Raw genomic sequence first — 16,757 nt, 5'->3', positions numbered from 1 at the left:
GTCCTTGCTTCGGGCGGGAAAGGGCGTGTGTAAAAGGGATCAAAGGACCCGGTTAGTGTCCGGAGCCCAAAAGATCTCAGCTTGCTCTGTAAAATACGGCGCTGTAATTTGAATTACAAATCAAATTCATCCGTGTAAGATATCCTACGGAAAGGCGACCTCAAAATTCCTCCCAATTCATCGGTCAGGAGACGGTGATCAGATAAGTGCCGGCATCCAGTTCGAAATTTCCGTTTTCCAATCCCGCGGGTTGCTCCATACCCTCGTCCTCCAGCCGTTTGATAACAATGGATTGTGCCTGCAAATGGGGGATAGTTACCCTTGCCTTACTTCCCGACGGAATACTCATTTCGTACTGGTAAGTACCGTCGGACTGCCTTTCCCACTTGGAGACGACAGGCCCCAGCGGGGTCTGGTAGGTGCAGTTGACCGCATCCAGTCCGGAGGGGGTTGCGGGCGCCAGTATAAATTCCCGGAAGCCGGGATGTTCCGGATCCGGCCGAATACCGGCCAGCCAGCGGTAATGCCATTCGGTAACGGTACCAAACATCGGATGGCAATTGGAGTAGACATTGTCGCTTTCCTTCCAGGTTTCCCAGATGGTGGTCGCTCCCCGGTCGATCATATGTCCCCAGCCGGGATAGGCGGTACTGTTGACGATCTCGAATACAGTTTCCGGGCCGGCGTGCTCGGATAAGGTTTCCAGTACGTATTTAGTCCCGAAAATACCCGTGTTGAAATGGCCGGCCGGCCCATTCCGCACCGCCAGCAAAAGAGAATCCTTTGCCGCCTCCAGCTCTTCTTCCGGGACAATGCCGTGGTAAAGTAAGGTGGAAAACAGCGTTTGCCGGTTGATCTCTTCCGTTACCGGCTGCTCCCAGAATCGCTCTTTGATTATTTGTTGCAGTTGGTCGGCCAGTTCGCTGTATTGCTTCCGTCGGACCTCGTCTTTCATTACCCCGGCGAAGGTCTCCATGATCCGTGCACACTGCAGGTAGTGGGCGGTACCCGTCAGCTCGACTGGTACAGGCAACAGCGATTCGTGGTCACTGAGGCCCTGTTCGACCAGTCCTTCCGGGTGCAGGCGGGCTACTTTGTCCATCCACTGCCGGTCTCGTTCGTACAGTTCTTCGATGATAGCCGTATCGTTGTAGTAGAGGTACAGATAGTACTGCGTCAGCAGAAAGGCCGATTCCCAGCTAATACCACAGTACTGGATCCCTACGTAGGGCGCAGTATCCACGAAGGTGGTATCGTTCATGGCGTCCAGCCAGTCGTAAATGGTCTTGCGGTAAAAATCCTGCATGTCAAAATTGTAGATGAAGGACTCACTGGTGGCGTTGATGTCCCCGCCGTATCCGAATTTTTCCCGGGCCGGACAATCGGATTGTACACTGATGAGGTTGGCCAGAAAGGTACGTTCGGTGGCTTCCTGGATGTCGTTCAACAGTTCGGAAGAAGAGGCAAAACTATTGGGTGCCGGTACCTGGGAATGCAGAAACAGGCCTTTAATATCCTCAGCGGACGGTTGTCCTTGCAGGCCGGTGATCTCCATATAGCGATAGGTATGGTAAGTGAATTCCGGTTGGAACCAGACTTGCGGTGTTTCTCCAAAAATGTAAGTATCCGTTTGCCAGGCAATGGGCGGTGCTCCGGGGCCGCCCGTACCCGCCCGCTTGATCTGACCAATGACGGCCGTCATGGGGTTCAGTGTGCCGTCTTCGTAGATCCTTTCGCCAAACCGAAAGTTAACCGTATCACCGGGATTTCCCGATAATTGGATCCGGTAACTGCCGGTAAAATTAACGCCCATATCCACCATCCAGGTCCCCGCCTTCAGGGAAGAGATCGCTACGGGACTGATCTCTTGGGCGATCTGTACGGCCGGAAAAAATGCCTTTTGGAGTGCTCCTCCAGGACCATCGCTCAGGGTGGCGGAAGACCAGGAACTATCGTCAAAGCCGGGTGCTTGCCAGCCGTCGATCACACGCCGGCCGTCGTATACCACACCCAGATAAACACTGTTTTTTACCACGGGGCCGTAGGTATATTTCCAGGAATCATCGGAGATGATCTCTTCCGATGTACCATTTTCGTAGACGATCTGCAGTTTGCTGATGAATGTGGGGTTACCCACTGCCGCCAGATCTTCCCGCAGATTTCGCCGGCCCCACTTTCGCAGCGGTAGGGGATTGTAGAACCCATTGCCCAGGGCAACCGCCAGGCAATTCTCGCCTTCCCGGAGCTGGTCTGTAAGATCGTATTCCGAATAATAGATCCGTTTGCTGAAATCAGTCCAGGCGGGATCAAGTACATTTTTCCCAATGCGTTCACCATTGACAAAAGCCTGGTAGTATCCGGCAGCAGTAATGAGCAGGGTAGCTTTGCGAATAGGTTGATCCGTGGTAAATGCCCGGCGAAATAAGGGCGCGGGATGGTCCAGGTAGAACAGGGAATCTGCGGTAGGTAAAGGCCGATCGTCCTGGATCCAGCGGGCAGTTTCGCCGGATGCAAAATCCGGAATGCTGGATACGGATGGAGCGCTACAAGCGGCAAATAAGGAGCCGAAGACCAGTGCGTAAAAGATATTTCTGAGCATGAGGTGCAGGTTCATAAGTGGATCGGGGCTGCGTGGGCAGCCAGTTTTAATGGTGCGAACAAATAGTCTGGGTGTTAGCAGATCTTGAAGCGCCGACGGGTCTCCTCCAGTGTTTCCGGTTCCGGAGTGCCCGATTGGGCATTGAGTCGGGCTTCGATGGCTTTGGAGGTTTTAGTAATCGACAAACCGCCGAGGGCTGTACATCTCAATTCGTTGGCAATGCTTTTTCCGACCTGGTCCATCGTTTCGATCACCTCATCGATCGGAATGAGATGGTCGTAATCGGCCAGGGCCATATTGGCACAGGAGAGGGCGTTGGTTGCGGCCATGATATTGCGTCCGAGACAGGGGGCTTCCACCCGGTTAGCGATCGGATCGCAGATCATCCCCAGAGAATTTTGCAGGGCCATGGAAGCCGCCGAGAGCGACTGCTTCAGATCGCCGCCCGCCATACCGACCAAACCGGCTGCGGCCATTCCCGAACCGGAACCGCACTCTGCCTGGCAGCCACCGACCTCCGCCGCAAAAGTGGCATGGGCGGAAATGAAAATGCCGATCATGCCCGCGGCCAGCATCGCCTTAACGGTCTCGTCTTCGGAAAGCTCCATGGCGGAAGCGGCTCCGAGTACCGCTCCGGGCAGTGCACCGCAGGATCCGGCGGTTGGCGCCGCAACGATCACTCCCATTGAACTTTTTACTTCCATCATAGCGCTGACAAAGAGAATGATGCGATTGAGCACATCGCCGTGGATCAGTTTATTCTGATCGAGCTGCTTCTGGAAATTGGTCGACTGGCTGCCCAGTATCCGGTCTTCGTATTCGGTACCTTTGAGTCCCTGCCCGATGGAATTGCTCATGATCCGCACCAGGTCCTGCATGCGACGGTAGACTTCTTCCGTGGAAATATTACCGCGGGCACTTTCGTACTGTAGGCCCAGTTCCCAAAGTGAAAGATTTTTATCCTCGTTGTAGGCCAGCATTTCTTCACAGGTGATAAAGGGAACTTCCAGATCATTGCGCGACATGACGGGCAGTACCGGTGCGATTTGTTTGATAAAAAGCACCGTTTCCATGGCGTGTAATTCAGCCAGGATCTCATCCGGTAAAAATGCCTGTGATTTGATCTGGATAAAATGCTGTCGGCCGCGGTGTACCACGATATCGTCGAAATCCACACTGGCCTGCAGGTAGGCCTGTACTTTTTCCGGCTGATCGACATAGACCAGCGTTTCAAAATAATCGCCATCCATCCTTACCGGTGCCCCGTCAATCTCAATCACCTCAATCATACCGCCACCGGTAGAATTAGCGGTTAGTTCCCGCATTCCATCGTCATTGAAAAGGCTGATCTTATAGGTATTCGGATGGTCCGCCCCAATATCTTCGATATGGATCCGGATATCAATTCCCGCTTCGGCGATGGCGCGTTCGTAGTCGGGCAGGCGTTCGTCATCCGCCTCCCAGCCAAGTAATCCCCCAAAAAGCCCCATGTCGGAACCCTGGCTTTTATGCGTGGTTGCCAGAGAACCGTTTGGATCAAAGTAGATCAGGACCTGATCGATCCGTCCGTCCATCAGGTCCCGGCATATGCGCCCGATACGTAGCGCAGCGGCACAGTGGGAACTGGACGGTCCCCGCATCACGGGACCCAGAACATCATTGAAGATACTTGGATAGACTTTCATATCAGTGGAAATTTTATGGAGTGGTCGGTAGTGACACAACTAATATAGTCAATAATTCCGGTTTGAGCAGAAACCGGCGCCAATTGGAGCCGGGGTAGCTTATCGGGAGGTTTTCCGGAAATCCTGCAGACGGGCCCGCCCACTGGTCACCCGGAATCCCTGCACTGTACCATCCTCATCGCGATAAAACTCAACCGAGCTGATGAACCACTGAGAACCGACAAAATCATCCCCGTAGGCCGGGCTTAACCCCAGCTCACCGAGACGGTGGTGCCGGAGTTTGAGCTGATCGCCATCGAGCATGACTTCGTATTCCGTAAGCAGTTCCCGACTGACGTAGCGGCCGGTGTATTCGTCCAGTGCTTTATCCTCCGCCCCCAGTGGCTGCTCCATTTTCGGACATTCCATACCGGAATAGACCAGGTGAATGATCTTCCCTTCCGCACCGGCGAAAAACTCCATCGTTCGTCCGGAATAGGCATCGATCCGAAACAAGTCCTTAGCCAGTAACGTCATCGGAAAATTGGACTCATTGGTCGCTTGGGTCCATAATTGCTTCCCTTGCCGGGTAAGCGTTACGTACCAGCCGGGACCGAGACGGTAAGTTCCGGTATACCGGTCTAGGTCCGCTGCCGATAGCTGGGGAGGATCGGGTAAAACCGCTTTTTCTTCCTCCGGCGTTTCTTCCGGAGCTTCCACAAACCAGGAGGCAATGGTCCGGGCAGTTGCTCCGGGATTGCTGGAGTAATTATTGAGTACCACCACCGAGAGGTTTTCTTCCGGTAATACCAGCAGATACGTTCGGAAAGAGGCCCAGCTTCCGGAATGGTTTACGGAGGGTGTAGTCCGGAAACTACCCACGCTTAAGCCAAAGGCGTAATTGTTCGGTTTGCCGTCGTTGAGCGGACTGGTTTGCATCATCCGCTCCACGATCGCTTTCATTTCCGGCTTGGGATTGGCGAGATGCATGACCCAGTACGCCAGGTCGGTAGTGGTGGAAAAAAGAGAGCTGGAACCCAGTGCCATCAGGTTGTTGGGAGATGCATGGTAGTTGCCGTCCTGTGCCCGGTAATATCCACTTGCACGACGGGGAACGACTTCGGTATGATCGTCGAGAAAGCGGGTGTCGGTCATGCCCAGCGGTTGGAAAATGTGTTGATCCGTCCATTCCCGAAAGCTCAGGCCACTGACCCGCTGGACCAGTTCCGCCAACAGATTATAACCGGTATTGGAATAGCTGTATTCCGCTCCGGGCGTAAAGTTCAGCTTTTCCTGCCGGTAGGCCATATTCAGGATCTGTTCAAAGGAGATCACGTCGTCGAAGCTCCAGCCGGCCAGATGGAGAGTATTGGTCCAGTCCCGAACCCCACTAGTATGGTGTACGAGATGATCGATCGTAATGGTCGATCCGAAATCCGGCAATTCCGGAATGTATTTGCGGATATCATCCTTCAGATCGATCTGCCCGTCCACAACTAATTTTGCGATGGCAAAACCGGCAAATTGTTTGGAAACGGAGGCCAGATCGAAGACCGTAGTGGGCGTAACCGGCACCCGGTGGGGAAGATTGGCCAGTCCGTAGCCTTTGTTCAGCAGGACCTCCCCGTCTTTTACCACCAATACGGCCGAACCCGGACGGTAGTCGTCGGCCGGGATCCCGATCAGTTCATCTACTTTCGCTTCCAGATCTTCCGGGGCCGGTTGGGCCAGCGCAAGCGGAGCAAAGGATAAGGCAATGAGCCCAAGAAGCAACGATCGGAAAACGGCTTTGGGAAAGGTTTGCATGGTTGTTTTGGCTTTTGACAGGCAAATAAGTTAGGAAAAATCGGGCAATCCAATAAACCAGTCTGCTCGCACGCTGATCCAATAGCGACATTTCTAGCCGCATTCGATCTGCCTATTTACTTTTAAAATTGATCGTTCCGAGTGTGGAAAATTCCAGGCGTACATCGGCCGGGCCGTCAATCGAAGGATTCTGGTAGGTAGAACCGGTAATGACGATATCGCCGGCTTTGAGGTACTGTCCCTGGGTAGGGAGCAGATTGGCCAGTTCGTAAAGCGCATTGAGCGGATTGCCGAAAATATTGGCGGAAGAGCCTTCGGCAGCCAACTCGTCGTTGACGTAACAGCGGACGGTTTCGGCGTCGAAGTCAAAATCCCCGGGCGCTACCTGTACCGTGCCGGGCAGTGTACCCACCTGACCCATACCGGTTGCGATCACGTAATTCAGGTTCAGCGGACCTTCCCCGGCGGGAATTGCGGTGCTCTGGGCGAATTCCACAGCGCCGATCACCTGGTCGATCTGATCCATCAGGGCTTCTTTGCTCGCTACACCTTCCTTGAGGTCATTCTTGATGATAAAGCCGATCTCTCCTTCCACCAGCATGGAGCCACCGGGAAAGTGATCACTGTCGACTATACTATCCGTAGGCACCAGATAGCGATCCAGGATGTAACCGAAAACGGGATCGAAAGCGGCTGAATCCGGTGTGGCGGTACCGCCCATTTTCCAGCCGACCACCTTGGCTCCGGCGGCCAGTTCCTGCTCCAGCATTTTTAACTGGATATCGAAGGACTGCTGCCGTTCGAGATCGTGTACCCGACGGGAAAGGAAATCGGTTTGCTCAAAATTTTGCCGGAAGTAACGGATGGAGTCCGCCAGCTGATCGGTGGTTAAGGTGGCCTCTTCCACTTCGGTATCTGTTGTTTCCGAAGATTGGCAGGCCAAGAATCCCAGGCAAAGGCCCAGGATCAGCAATAGGTAGGTATGGGTTTTCATCGATGGTGTTTTACTTGTGGAAGCCAATATAAGCATTAATGGATGAAAATAGCGTTGGTTTTGCAGAAGCGAAGTATTCCCTATATTGGCTGGTATAATCTATCGCTTACTTCAATGCTTATGGAACAAAAAAGAACTTCAATGACCCGTTTTGCGGTCCTGCTATCCCTGTTGGTTTTACAGAACGGCACGCTATCCGCCCAGGATACACCGAAACGACCACCCATTATCGATGTCCACGTACATGCGATGAAACTCAATCCGAATTTTACGGGAGATCTATGTCCGTGGTTCCTCAAGGATATGCCGGGTGCGGATCCCAACGAACCGGCTCCGCCCTTCGCCAATGCCAATTGTGTTGACCCACTGAAAGCCGCCACTTCGGACGAGGAAATGCAACGGATCCTGCTGGAAAAGGCCGAAGCGCTGAATGTGATCATGGTCGCCAGCGGAGACGCGGAGATCCTGCACAACTGGTACAATGCCGCTCCGGACCGGATCATTCCTTCCCTGGCGATCAGTAACGCCGAAGAAATGACCATCGCCGCTTTTGAGGATTCCCTTTCCAATGGATTTTATAAAGTGATGGGAGAAGTAGCTCCCCAGTACCAGGGAATGTCGCCCAGCGATCTGTCCCTGGATGCCTATTTCGGGGTAGCGGAAAAACTCGGTATCCCCGTAGGGATCCACATGGGTACCGGCGGCAACGGTATGATCAATATCAATAATCCCAAATACCGGGCGTCGCTCGGTCGCCCCTTCCTGCTGGAGGACATGCTGGCCCGGCATCCCAAATTAAAGATCTGGGTGATGCACGCTGGCTACCCGATGATCGATGAAATGATCGCACTCATGGGCGCCAATGCTTACGTGTATGTAGATCTGGCCGGTTTCATCTGGAGTTATCCACTCGAAGAGATCCACGCTTATCTCAAAAGACTCGTTCAGGCCGGATTCAGTAAACGCATCCTCTACGGTACCGATCTGATGATCTGGCCCAAATTGCTGGAAACTTCCATCGGCGTTATCGAAAGTGCCAACTACCTCTCCGAGGATCAGAAACGAGACATCTTTTTTAATAATGCGGTGCGGTTTTTTAATTTGGATGCGAGTCGGTTTGAGTGAGAGGAGAATTTTTACGTTGTAATGGAGATGGGGCGAAGGCTTTCACCCCATCTCCCCGTCACCCCATCTCCCCATCCGGACTTCCCCATCCTACCGCACCAACAACCGCTGCCCCTTAGTTTTCCCCTGGATCAGAATCCGGTAATGATCCGTCAGCTCCTCCATTTGGATATCAACCCCGGAATAGCTTCCGATTTGCGGTGATCCCTGATCTTTCGGCCAATAGATCTCCAGTTCGCCGTCGGCACCGCAGGTGATGGTCACGGTCCCCCGAAAGATCTTAACTTCATCCATCCAAACGTTCGAACGGGTGATGCGGATGCCGGTTCCATCATTCGGAATGATGAATGCTTCGCGGGTAGCGTCCGGCATGGGAAACTGAAAATTCAGGTGCAATTTATTATCCGCTATTTGGTAGGCGTGATTCATGACGCCCAATACCTTTTCCGGTTCTACTTCAATTTCGTGGGTATAGTTCATGGCCTGGCCGCTGAAGGCGATCACCTGCCCGGCGCCGGCTTCGGTATTCATTAAGGTGTAGATCTCCGGGGAGCCGCCGACCCGCCCGATCACCTGCGGGATCACCTCCGGGAGATAAGGGAGTACCTGTTTGCTTTTAGTGACCATTTTTCCGATCATCTTTCTTTCTTCTTCCTGGAGTTCTTCCAGTGCCCCCCAGAATCCGTGTCCGGTGATCAGGGAGGTGTTGACGTTGTACCGGCGGGAGAAGCGGTGATCATGCGGATAATTGGCGTAGGTAAACAGTTCCAGCGGAATGATCCCGGCGTATTGATTGGGAATGCTGCGCATGGATTTGGCCCGGTAGACGGAATAGTCGTTATAGCCGCTGGCGCCGTTATTCATCCAGAATACCTTACCCTGACTCAGTGGAGCCAGGCCGTTCATCACCCGGCGGGCTTCCGTGAGGTCGATCTCGATGATCAACTCGGGCTCATAATCCGTCAATTCCTGCATGGCGCGGGTGACGTAAATGGGTAACAGGTACTCGTAACGGGCGCGAATCTCCTCTTTGGTGTATTCTTTGGAGCCGTGCTGTAGATCGGGCAGCACACTGTAAAAGGTATTAATAGCATCCCATTTGAAAAAGCGGGCGCCCGCGTCGATCAGCTTTTTACAGTCTTCGATGAACAGGTCGTAAAAGCCGGAAACAAAATCAAAGGCCGGATGGTCCCACTGGGCGCCGATCGGTTGGCCTTCCGAGTCGCGGATCACCCATTCCGGATGGGCCTGGTAGCGCGCTGTGGTCTTATCGATGCCCATGGGCGAGAACCAGAGGCCCATCTTAATGCCGTGTTTATCCAATTCACTTTTGATCGGTGCCAGTCCCCGGGGAAGACGTTGCTTATGGGGCGTCCAGTCACCCTGGTTTTGTTCCCAGCCGTCGTCGAGGACGAAAATGTCCACGTTCAGTTCGGCGGCCCGGCGGATCTCTTCGATCAGCTTTTGCTCGGTCAGTACACCGCGAAGTTCCTGTCCCTGTCCGTTCAGGCGGCGCTGCATGCCCCATGTATTGTAGTAGAATTCCGGCTGGCGGGAAGCCGGTTTTTCACAGATCCACTTCCAGAGGTAATCGTGAATCAACCGCTGGGCGGCTACGGTTGCGGTATCCCGGCTAAAACCACTTGCCGTCCAGACTGAAGCGTAGGGATGTTCCTCGTCGATGATCTCTCCGTCCAGATAGGCTCCCCGGAGGGCGCGGACTCCCAGGCGGGTACCGTCGGGCTGTACTTCCTGCGAAATTCCCAGAAAGTGAAAATCATTGGCGGAGATCGGAAAATTAAATACCCCTTTGGTGCCCTGGGCTGCGTCGCGGATCACCCCGCCGTCTTCTACGCCATTTTGTTTGAACAATCCGCTCAGATCATCCTGGGAGGCGTGTTCGTAGGTGCTGACCCAAAGTAATTGATCCGATCGCAGCAGATGGATTGGGCCTTTTGCGATTGTGACGGTATCCGGCATTAGCTGACGCTCTATCACTTTGGGATGGTACATGTGGTTCATGGCCAGGTTATGATCGTTGAAGCCATCGGGAAAGCGATCATCGTAAGTGGCCTTAGTGTCCACCTCCAACAGATCCGCCGCCCAGGAGGCGATGCGGATCTCAGTAGACCGGCGGGTATTGCTACTCGCAATATCGTACTGGGGGAAAACGAAATGGATCTGATCGGCCCATTTACTCAGCGGGAACGTTTTGTTTTCTTCGGCATGGATCTCCAGCTTTTCCCGAACCAGCGTGGAGCCGGGAAATAGTTGTTGGTATAGTTTAAGTTGCAGGCCTTTCACCGGATTGCGCATCCCCAGGATCGAAATGACTACCTCCGTACCGCCATTTCCCATGGCCCGGGTCTCGTAACCTTCGTAACGCCAGAGCGGAGCCAGCGCCGTGATCAGCATTTTATCGATGATGAACTCAAAAAGCGGGCTTTCCGTACTGCTGCTCAGTACATTATTGCCGTTTTGATCCAGTATTGCCTGAACCTGGATCGGACCGTTACCCTTTTCTCCGATCCGGATTTGCTTTTCAAATACGTCGTTTTTCAGGTAGAGAACGTCATCCTGATACCGGACTTGTGCGGTGAGTAATAAACCGGTAATTAAGAATAAAGCGGTAAGTAATGCTTTTAGATTACGCATAAGGATGTTAATAGTTATTTCGTGGGGTGAACGCAGACTGCGAACACTATTTTTAAATGGATCATGCTATTCGGAGGGTGTCCCGTTCGACCTGTCAATGGTGTCCAATGGCAGCTAGTTTTTGAACAGGTTAGGGGCTAAGTTACACTTCTATTCGGCGATAAATATAAAGGGCCGCTAAGTTTTAAATGCGCTTAGCGGCCCTGTTCCGGCCACCGGATCGTTATTGGGGCAGATCAGACCTGCTCCACTTTTTCCCATTTGCCGGATTTAACCGATCGTTCGAGAGCTTCCAGGACGGCCACCCCTTCCAGAATGCTTTCGTGGCTGCGCGGCTCCGTACCGGTGCGGAACATTTCGACCATGTCTACGTAGTTCTTGGCCGGTTTGGCTTCCTCTTTTCGGGGAGTGAGCTCAACGAGCCCGTCTTCCGTTTCTACGAAAGTCTGCCAACCGTATTTTTTGGTGGTAAATACGAGACTGGCCATCATACCGTTGTCAAAAACCAGATTGGCTCCACTGTTCTGACCGTTCTGGGTGATCCGTACTTTTTCTACTTTTTGATCAAATAGATACAATAGGGGCTGGACAATGTGTACTCCGTAAAAGAAAACCCCTCCGTACTTTGAATCCAGTTCTACCGGACCGGACCGGATGATCTGATTGATCTCTCCCAATTCCTGCAGTTGCTCCCGCATATCCAGCGTGCCTTCACTGTGGGCGATGGAACTGTAGGAAGTTACCGGAGTGCCGGCCTTGCGGGCCATTTCCAGGAACTTGACCCCTTTTTCCAGTCGATAGCAGAAAGGTTTATCCACAAAGGTCGGTATACCCGCTTTCACAAAGGGCTCCGCGGCTTCCAGGTGGTATTTTGCGTGCCGGTGGTCGACGATCAGGGCATCGATTTTTCCCATCATTTCCTTCGGATCTTTGACCATGTTGGGGATACCGCCCCGTTCCATGGCGTCCTTGGCAAATTCCTCGGTTTCCCCCCAAACGTATTTCACTTCCACTCCGGGAAACAATTTATCGATATTAAACATCTTGCCAAATCCCCGGGTATGGGAATTTTCCGCTCCGATAATCCCGATACGAATGTTTTTAAGTGCTCCGGATGAACCGGAAAATATACCGGCCGCCAGGGCCGGTGACTGGGAAAGTGCCAGTGAAGAGACCGCTGCCCCTTTTCCCAGTTTTTTTAAGAATGTTCTTCTTGAAGACATGATTTTTCGATTTTTTACGGCATACTTTTCTGCCTTATAACTTCATTTCCCAACCTTTCTCGTACGTTCTGCTCCACAGCTTGCGCGCCTCTTTATCCTTGATGATGTGGCCGTTCTTCGGATCGATATTGAGCGAACGACCTACGCGCTGGGCGATATTCCCTAACTGGACGAGCAAAGTACTTTTATGACCTGAATCGATATCCGAGTTTAGGGAGGTCCCTTTGGCGATCGAATCAAACATATTGTTGATGTGGAGCGCGTCCAGTTGCTCGGCGGGATTCATGGTGTTCCGCGGATCGATGGCCATTTTGGCATCGGCTTTTTGGACGACTTTGCCCTTCAGGTCAAACTGGGTGTAGCTGTCGCCTCCGGGAATGAGGATGCTGCCTTCTTCGCCGTAAAACATCACGCCGACCGAACTGCCTTCGATGTCCTTGCCGTTGCAACTGCGACCTTCCCAGGACATGGTCATATCATTGGCAAAATCCAGATTGATGATCTGGGTGTCCGGGGTTTCCCAGTCGTCCTGATAGCGGTAGCGCCCGCCGTTGGAGCTGACCTTCACCGGATAGTCAACGGCCATGCCCCAGCGGAGCAGGTCGATCATGTGGGTGCCGTTATTCAGGGCCTCGCCGGTGCCCCAATGCCAGTGCCAGTGCCAGTTGTAGTGAATGAGGTTATCCTTGAACGAACGACGGGGGGCCGGTCCCTGCCAGAGTTCCCAGTCCAGCCACGCGGGAGGAGCCGTGGTTTTGCCGATCCCGATGGATGGCCGGTTGTTGGTATACCAGCCTTTACCGTAATAGACCCGGCCGATCGCTCCGTCCTTGATGGCCTGGATACCCGCCATTACATTGGGCCAGGATCGGCGCTGGTTCCCCATTTGCACCACCTTATTGTAGCGCTTTTGGGCCTCCACCAGGATCTCTCCTTCCCGCGGATTGTGGCTACAGGGCTTTTCAATGTATACGTGTTTGTCCGCCTGCATGGCCAGCAGGGCCGCGGGAGCGTGCCAGTGATCGGGAGCGGCAATAACGAGGCAGTCCACATCCGGGTCTTCCAGGGATTTCCGAAAATCGGTAAAGCCTTTGGGTTTCATCGTCTGCCGTTCTTCCAAACCTTCAATACACTTTTCGATGGCCCGGCTGTCGACATCGCAGATATGAATGACATCGCAGCGCTCCTGGGCGGCGAAGTTCCGGGCCAGGGCATTTCCACGGCTATTCACGCCCATCACGGAGGCATTGACCCGCTCGTTGGCCCCGAGAATACGTCGGTAACTGCGGGCGCTGAAACCGGGGACGATGCCCCCGGCCATCACTAAACCGGAGCCGGCGGTAACTTTCTTAATAAATTTTCTTCTTGAATGCGGTTGGTTTGCCATGCTTTTGATTTTTTTACCAAAATAATTGAATTTATTAATTTGCAGCTCCGGAAGCCATCTTTCGAATAATAATTCTTAAACCTATGAAGTCTTTTTTCTCGCTTTTTTCTTTTCTCCTGATCCTTTCTTTTGCTTTCGAAAGCTGTTCGGGCTCCGCAGAGCCCGTAACGGAGGAGGAACAGGCCCCGCCCAATGTGGTGATCATTTTTCTCGATGATTCCGGATGGGGAGATTTCGAACCCTTCGGCAATAAGGAGCTGTCTACCCCGGGGGTCAGCACACTGGCATCAGAAGGACGTATGTTTAAGAACTTTTACGTACCCCAGGCGATCTGTTCGGCTTCCCGCTCGGCGCTGCTGACGGGATGTTATCCGGGCCGGACCAAGGTTTTCGGCGCGCATGGCCCTAATGCACGGGGGCTGGAAAGAACTTTCGCCACGATGGGTGAGGTATTCAAGCCGGCGGGTTATACCACCGCCATATTCGGGAAATGGCACTGCGGAGATCAGCCGGATACGCGCCCGCCCGCCCGGGGATTTGACCGCAGTTCGGGCCTGATGTATTCCAACGATATGTGGAAACACCACCCTGAAAGCCCCGAGCACTGGGGACAGTACCCGATCAAATACTGGGAAAACGGCGAGGTTACCATCGAGGACGTTTCCAAGGAGGATCAGAAACATCTGACGCAGTGGTATACCGAACGCGCCGTGAATTTTATCAAAGAAAATAAAGACACCTCCTTCCTGCTCTACGTACCGCATTCTATGCCGCACGTGCCGCTTTTCGTCAGTGATGAATTCGAAGGTAAATCGGGGCAGGGCCTTTACGCCGATGTGTTGCTGGAACTGGACTGGTCCGTTAGCCAGATCAACCAGGCGTTGAAGGACAACGGCCTGGAGGAAAACACCATAGTTATTTTTACTTCGGATAACGGCCCCTGGACTTCCTACGGTAATCATTCCGGTCAAACGCCTTTCCGGGAGGCCAAAGCTACTTCCTTTGACGGTGGGATCCGCTCGGCCTGCATCATCAAGTACCCGCCCCTGATCGAGGCCGGTAGTTCCTCTACTTCCACTTTTTTCTCCATTGATCTGTTGCCCTCCCTTTGCCACCTGGCCGATGTACCCCTGCCGGGTAATGAAATCGACGGGATGAATGTTTGGGATCTGATCGAAGGCAAACCCGATGCGAAAAATCCCCACGATTATTACGCGATCTCTACCGGCAGTCATTTTGAAGGAGTAATGAGCGGTGACGGTAACTGGAAATTACACCTGCCCCACAATTATCGGGTACTGGTGGAACCGGGCATGGACGGTATGGCGGGAAAATATAAACAAATGCAGATCGATACGGCTCTGTACCGGATGGATGGAGATGGAATGGAAACGGAAAATGTACTGGATCAGCAGCGGGAGATTGCGGATGAACTCATCCGTCTGGCTAAGGCCCACCAGCAACGTTTTTTCGCTCCGGAAGAAGGTGCGGACACCGGCGGTCACTAGACCCAGGAGAGCTGGATTGCAGCAAATCAATCCGGATATTGAAAGATGAAATTGCCTGATCGGACGGCTCGTGGTATGCTCCGATCAGGCAGTGTTATGTTACTGAAAACACTCTTCTACATTCTCTACCGTGGCACTCCGGCAGATAAAAATGTTGCCATAGCCTTCGATAAAGATCTCATCATTGTCGCCCAGCACCTGAAAGTAGACCCGGTAATAGGAACCGGGATTATAGATATTACTGGCAATATTCAGTTGGATCGTATCCGTTCGGTCGGAAAGGATGGTCGTTTGTTGCACCGTTTGGGTCCCTTCATTCACTACCGCCAGTTTGATCTTCACCAGATGTTGATCGATGCCGTTGAAGCCGATGGTTAAAGATTCGTTGACGCCGATAGGGTTGGGGTAGGCGAATGCCCGCCTGACTTTCAGCAGGGAAGTGGCCAACTGGGCGGTAACGGTATCCGGAAAATCGAGGATCTTTAGCTCTTCGGAGTTGAGATTGGTCTGGATCCATTGTCCCAAAGGGTCGCAATCGGGAAAGGTGCCAATGGTCGCCCCGTTCTCATCCGTTGCCAGAATGCAATCCAGCCCCCGTGGATCTTCCACCGGATTGAAAATGGGGACCACGTCGGGTGTCTGGTAGCAGGCCGATAGCAAAAAGATGAATAAACAACCAACGTACAGATATTTCATAAGCTTCCTGGTTTTGAGGTGAAGGCATACCGGGGGAAAAGTTGATGACCGTAAAATGCTGACCGAAGGAGTTTAGGGACTGAGATTTCAATTACCGTCAACATCAAACCACTTCTCGTCAGGTATAGTAACTAGCTGGCCGGCAATTAGTTTAGGAAAACGGCCTGCAATACATATACGGGCTTTTCTCCGTTTTAGTTTTATACTTGACAGTAAGTGATTTTGTGCAGTATAGAATTAGCGTAGCGTCTTTCTTCGCAATGGTTCGGCCACCGAATCTGAGGGTAGGGGAGGTGAAAGCGCACTTACAGAATAATACTCCCCAGACCACCATCGGCAACAATGGCCTGCCCAACGATGAAGTTGGAATCCGGACTCCAGAGGAACATGGCCGTTCGGGCAATTTCGACGGGTTGGCCGATCCGTCCGATCGGGTGGTGGTCGCCCCATTCCTTGAGGATAGTTTGCAGTTCGCCGTGCTGGGCCGCCCCGTAGCGTAAGAGCGGCGTATCGATCGCTCCGGGGCAGATGCAGTTGACGTAGATCCCTTCCGCAGCGTGATCCAGCCCCATGGAGCGGGTCATGCCGATCACGGCCGCTTTGGAGGTGGCGTAGGCCAGTACGTTTTTCTGGCACCGGAGTCCCTGCACCGAACTGATATTGACGATCCCGCCGCCGCCGTTTTCCCTGATTTTTGGGATGAGCTGTTGGCAGACCAGGAACATACTTTTCAGATTGACGTCCAGGGTGTCATCCCAGAGTTTTTCGGTGGTGGTTTCCGCTGTGCCGTAAGTTTGCAGGCCGGCGGAATTAGCCAGGTACTTGATCGGTCCGAGTTCGGAGGCCTGCCGGGCCATTTCCGCAATGGCCGGTGGATCGGTGACGTCGGTAGGAATAAATGTGCCGGTGGCACCCAGTTGCCGGACCAGTTCCAGGGTTTCCCGGCCGGCTGTTTCCTGAATGTCGGCGATTACGACTTTTGCCCCGTTCCGCGCGGCCTCCAGTACAATGGCCCGGCCGATACCGGAACCGCCGCCGCAAACGATGGCTACTTGGTCTTGTATCCAATGTTTATTCATGCTCTTCAATTATTGCCCATT

Annotated in this window: 11 protein-coding genes; 2 read left to right on the top strand and 9 right to left on the bottom strand. The window is 53.1% G+C overall.

Translation table 11 applies throughout. The annotated features are described in order from the left end of the window. Positions 1-184 precede the first annotated feature (184 nt). From CRP01_RS01730 to CRP01_RS01715, 4 genes are all read right to left on the bottom strand, one after another. Positions 185-2,599: a family 78 glycoside hydrolase catalytic domain gene (locus CRP01_RS01730; RefSeq protein WP_099148302.1), complete on the bottom strand. Its 2,415-nt coding sequence runs from the start codon at positions 2,597-2,599 to the stop codon at positions 185-187. A 74-nt stretch (positions 2,600-2,673) separates the two neighbouring features. Beyond that, positions 2,674-4,284, bottom strand: coding sequence for an L-serine ammonia-lyase, iron-sulfur-dependent, subunit alpha (locus CRP01_RS01725; protein WP_099148247.1), 1,611 nt, complete (start codon positions 4,282-4,284; stop codon positions 2,674-2,676). Between the two features lie 99 nt (positions 4,285-4,383). Beyond that, the gene (locus tag CRP01_RS01720) at positions 4,384-6,069 is read right to left on the bottom strand and encodes a serine hydrolase (RefSeq protein WP_099148246.1); all 1,686 of its coding nucleotides are present in this window, start codon (positions 6,067-6,069) and stop codon (positions 4,384-4,386) included. Positions 6,070-6,181: 112 nt separating this feature from the next. After that, positions 6,182-7,063 carry a 2-keto-4-pentenoate hydratase gene (locus CRP01_RS01715; RefSeq protein WP_099148245.1) on the bottom strand — a complete coding sequence of 294 codons (882 nt, stop codon included), beginning with the start codon at positions 7,061-7,063 and terminating at the stop codon, positions 6,182-6,184. A 141-nt stretch (positions 7,064-7,204) separates the two neighbouring features. On the opposite strand from CRP01_RS01715, the gene CRP01_RS01710 reads away from it, so the two are divergent. Continuing rightward, positions 7,205-8,188: an amidohydrolase family protein gene (locus CRP01_RS01710; protein ID WP_099148244.1), complete on the top strand. Its 984-nt coding sequence runs from the start codon at positions 7,205-7,207 to the stop codon at positions 8,186-8,188. A 90-nt stretch (positions 8,189-8,278) separates the two neighbouring features. Here CRP01_RS01710 and CRP01_RS01705 read toward each other — a convergent pair whose 3' ends face one another. From CRP01_RS01705 to CRP01_RS01695, 3 genes are all read right to left on the bottom strand, one after another. Then, positions 8,279-10,843 carry an alpha-galactosidase gene (locus tag CRP01_RS01705; protein WP_099148243.1) on the bottom strand — a complete coding sequence of 855 codons (2,565 nt, stop codon included), beginning with the start codon at positions 10,841-10,843 and terminating at the stop codon, positions 8,279-8,281. Positions 10,844-11,079: 236 nt separating this feature from the next. After that, the gene (locus tag CRP01_RS01700; RefSeq protein WP_099148242.1) at positions 11,080-12,066 is read right to left on the bottom strand and encodes a Gfo/Idh/MocA family protein; all 987 of its coding nucleotides are present in this window, start codon (positions 12,064-12,066) and stop codon (positions 11,080-11,082) included. Between the two features lie 34 nt (positions 12,067-12,100). After that, a complete protein-coding gene (locus CRP01_RS01695; protein ID WP_099148241.1) occupies positions 12,101-13,453 on the bottom strand; it encodes a Gfo/Idh/MocA family protein in 1,353 nt (450 codons plus the stop codon). Between the two features lie 83 nt (positions 13,454-13,536). Here CRP01_RS01695 and CRP01_RS01690 point away from each other — a divergent pair, with 83 nt between their 5' ends. Continuing rightward, a complete protein-coding gene (locus CRP01_RS01690) occupies positions 13,537-14,961 on the top strand; it encodes a sulfatase-like hydrolase/transferase (protein ID WP_099148240.1) in 1,425 nt (474 codons plus the stop codon). A gap of 99 nt (positions 14,962-15,060) precedes the next feature. Here CRP01_RS01690 and CRP01_RS01685 read toward each other — a convergent pair whose 3' ends face one another. Together CRP01_RS01685 and CRP01_RS01680 are read right to left on the bottom strand one after the other, a co-directional pair. After that, positions 15,061-15,657, bottom strand: a complete 597-nt coding sequence (locus CRP01_RS01685; RefSeq protein WP_099148239.1) for a hypothetical protein — start codon at positions 15,655-15,657, stop codon at positions 15,061-15,063. Between the two features lie 305 nt (positions 15,658-15,962). After that, positions 15,963-16,736: an SDR family NAD(P)-dependent oxidoreductase gene (locus tag CRP01_RS01680; RefSeq protein ID WP_099148238.1), complete on the bottom strand. Its 774-nt coding sequence runs from the start codon at positions 16,734-16,736 to the stop codon at positions 15,963-15,965. Positions 16,737-16,757 lie beyond the last annotated feature (21 nt).

Origin of the sequence: Flavilitoribacter nigricans DSM 23189 = NBRC 102662, from assembly GCF_002646595.1 — a bacterium.
In the GTDB taxonomy this organism is placed as follows: Bacteria; Bacteroidota; Bacteroidia; order Chitinophagales; family Saprospiraceae; genus Flavilitoribacter; species Flavilitoribacter nigricans.
This window is presented reverse-complemented; position numbering and strand designations above follow the sequence as displayed.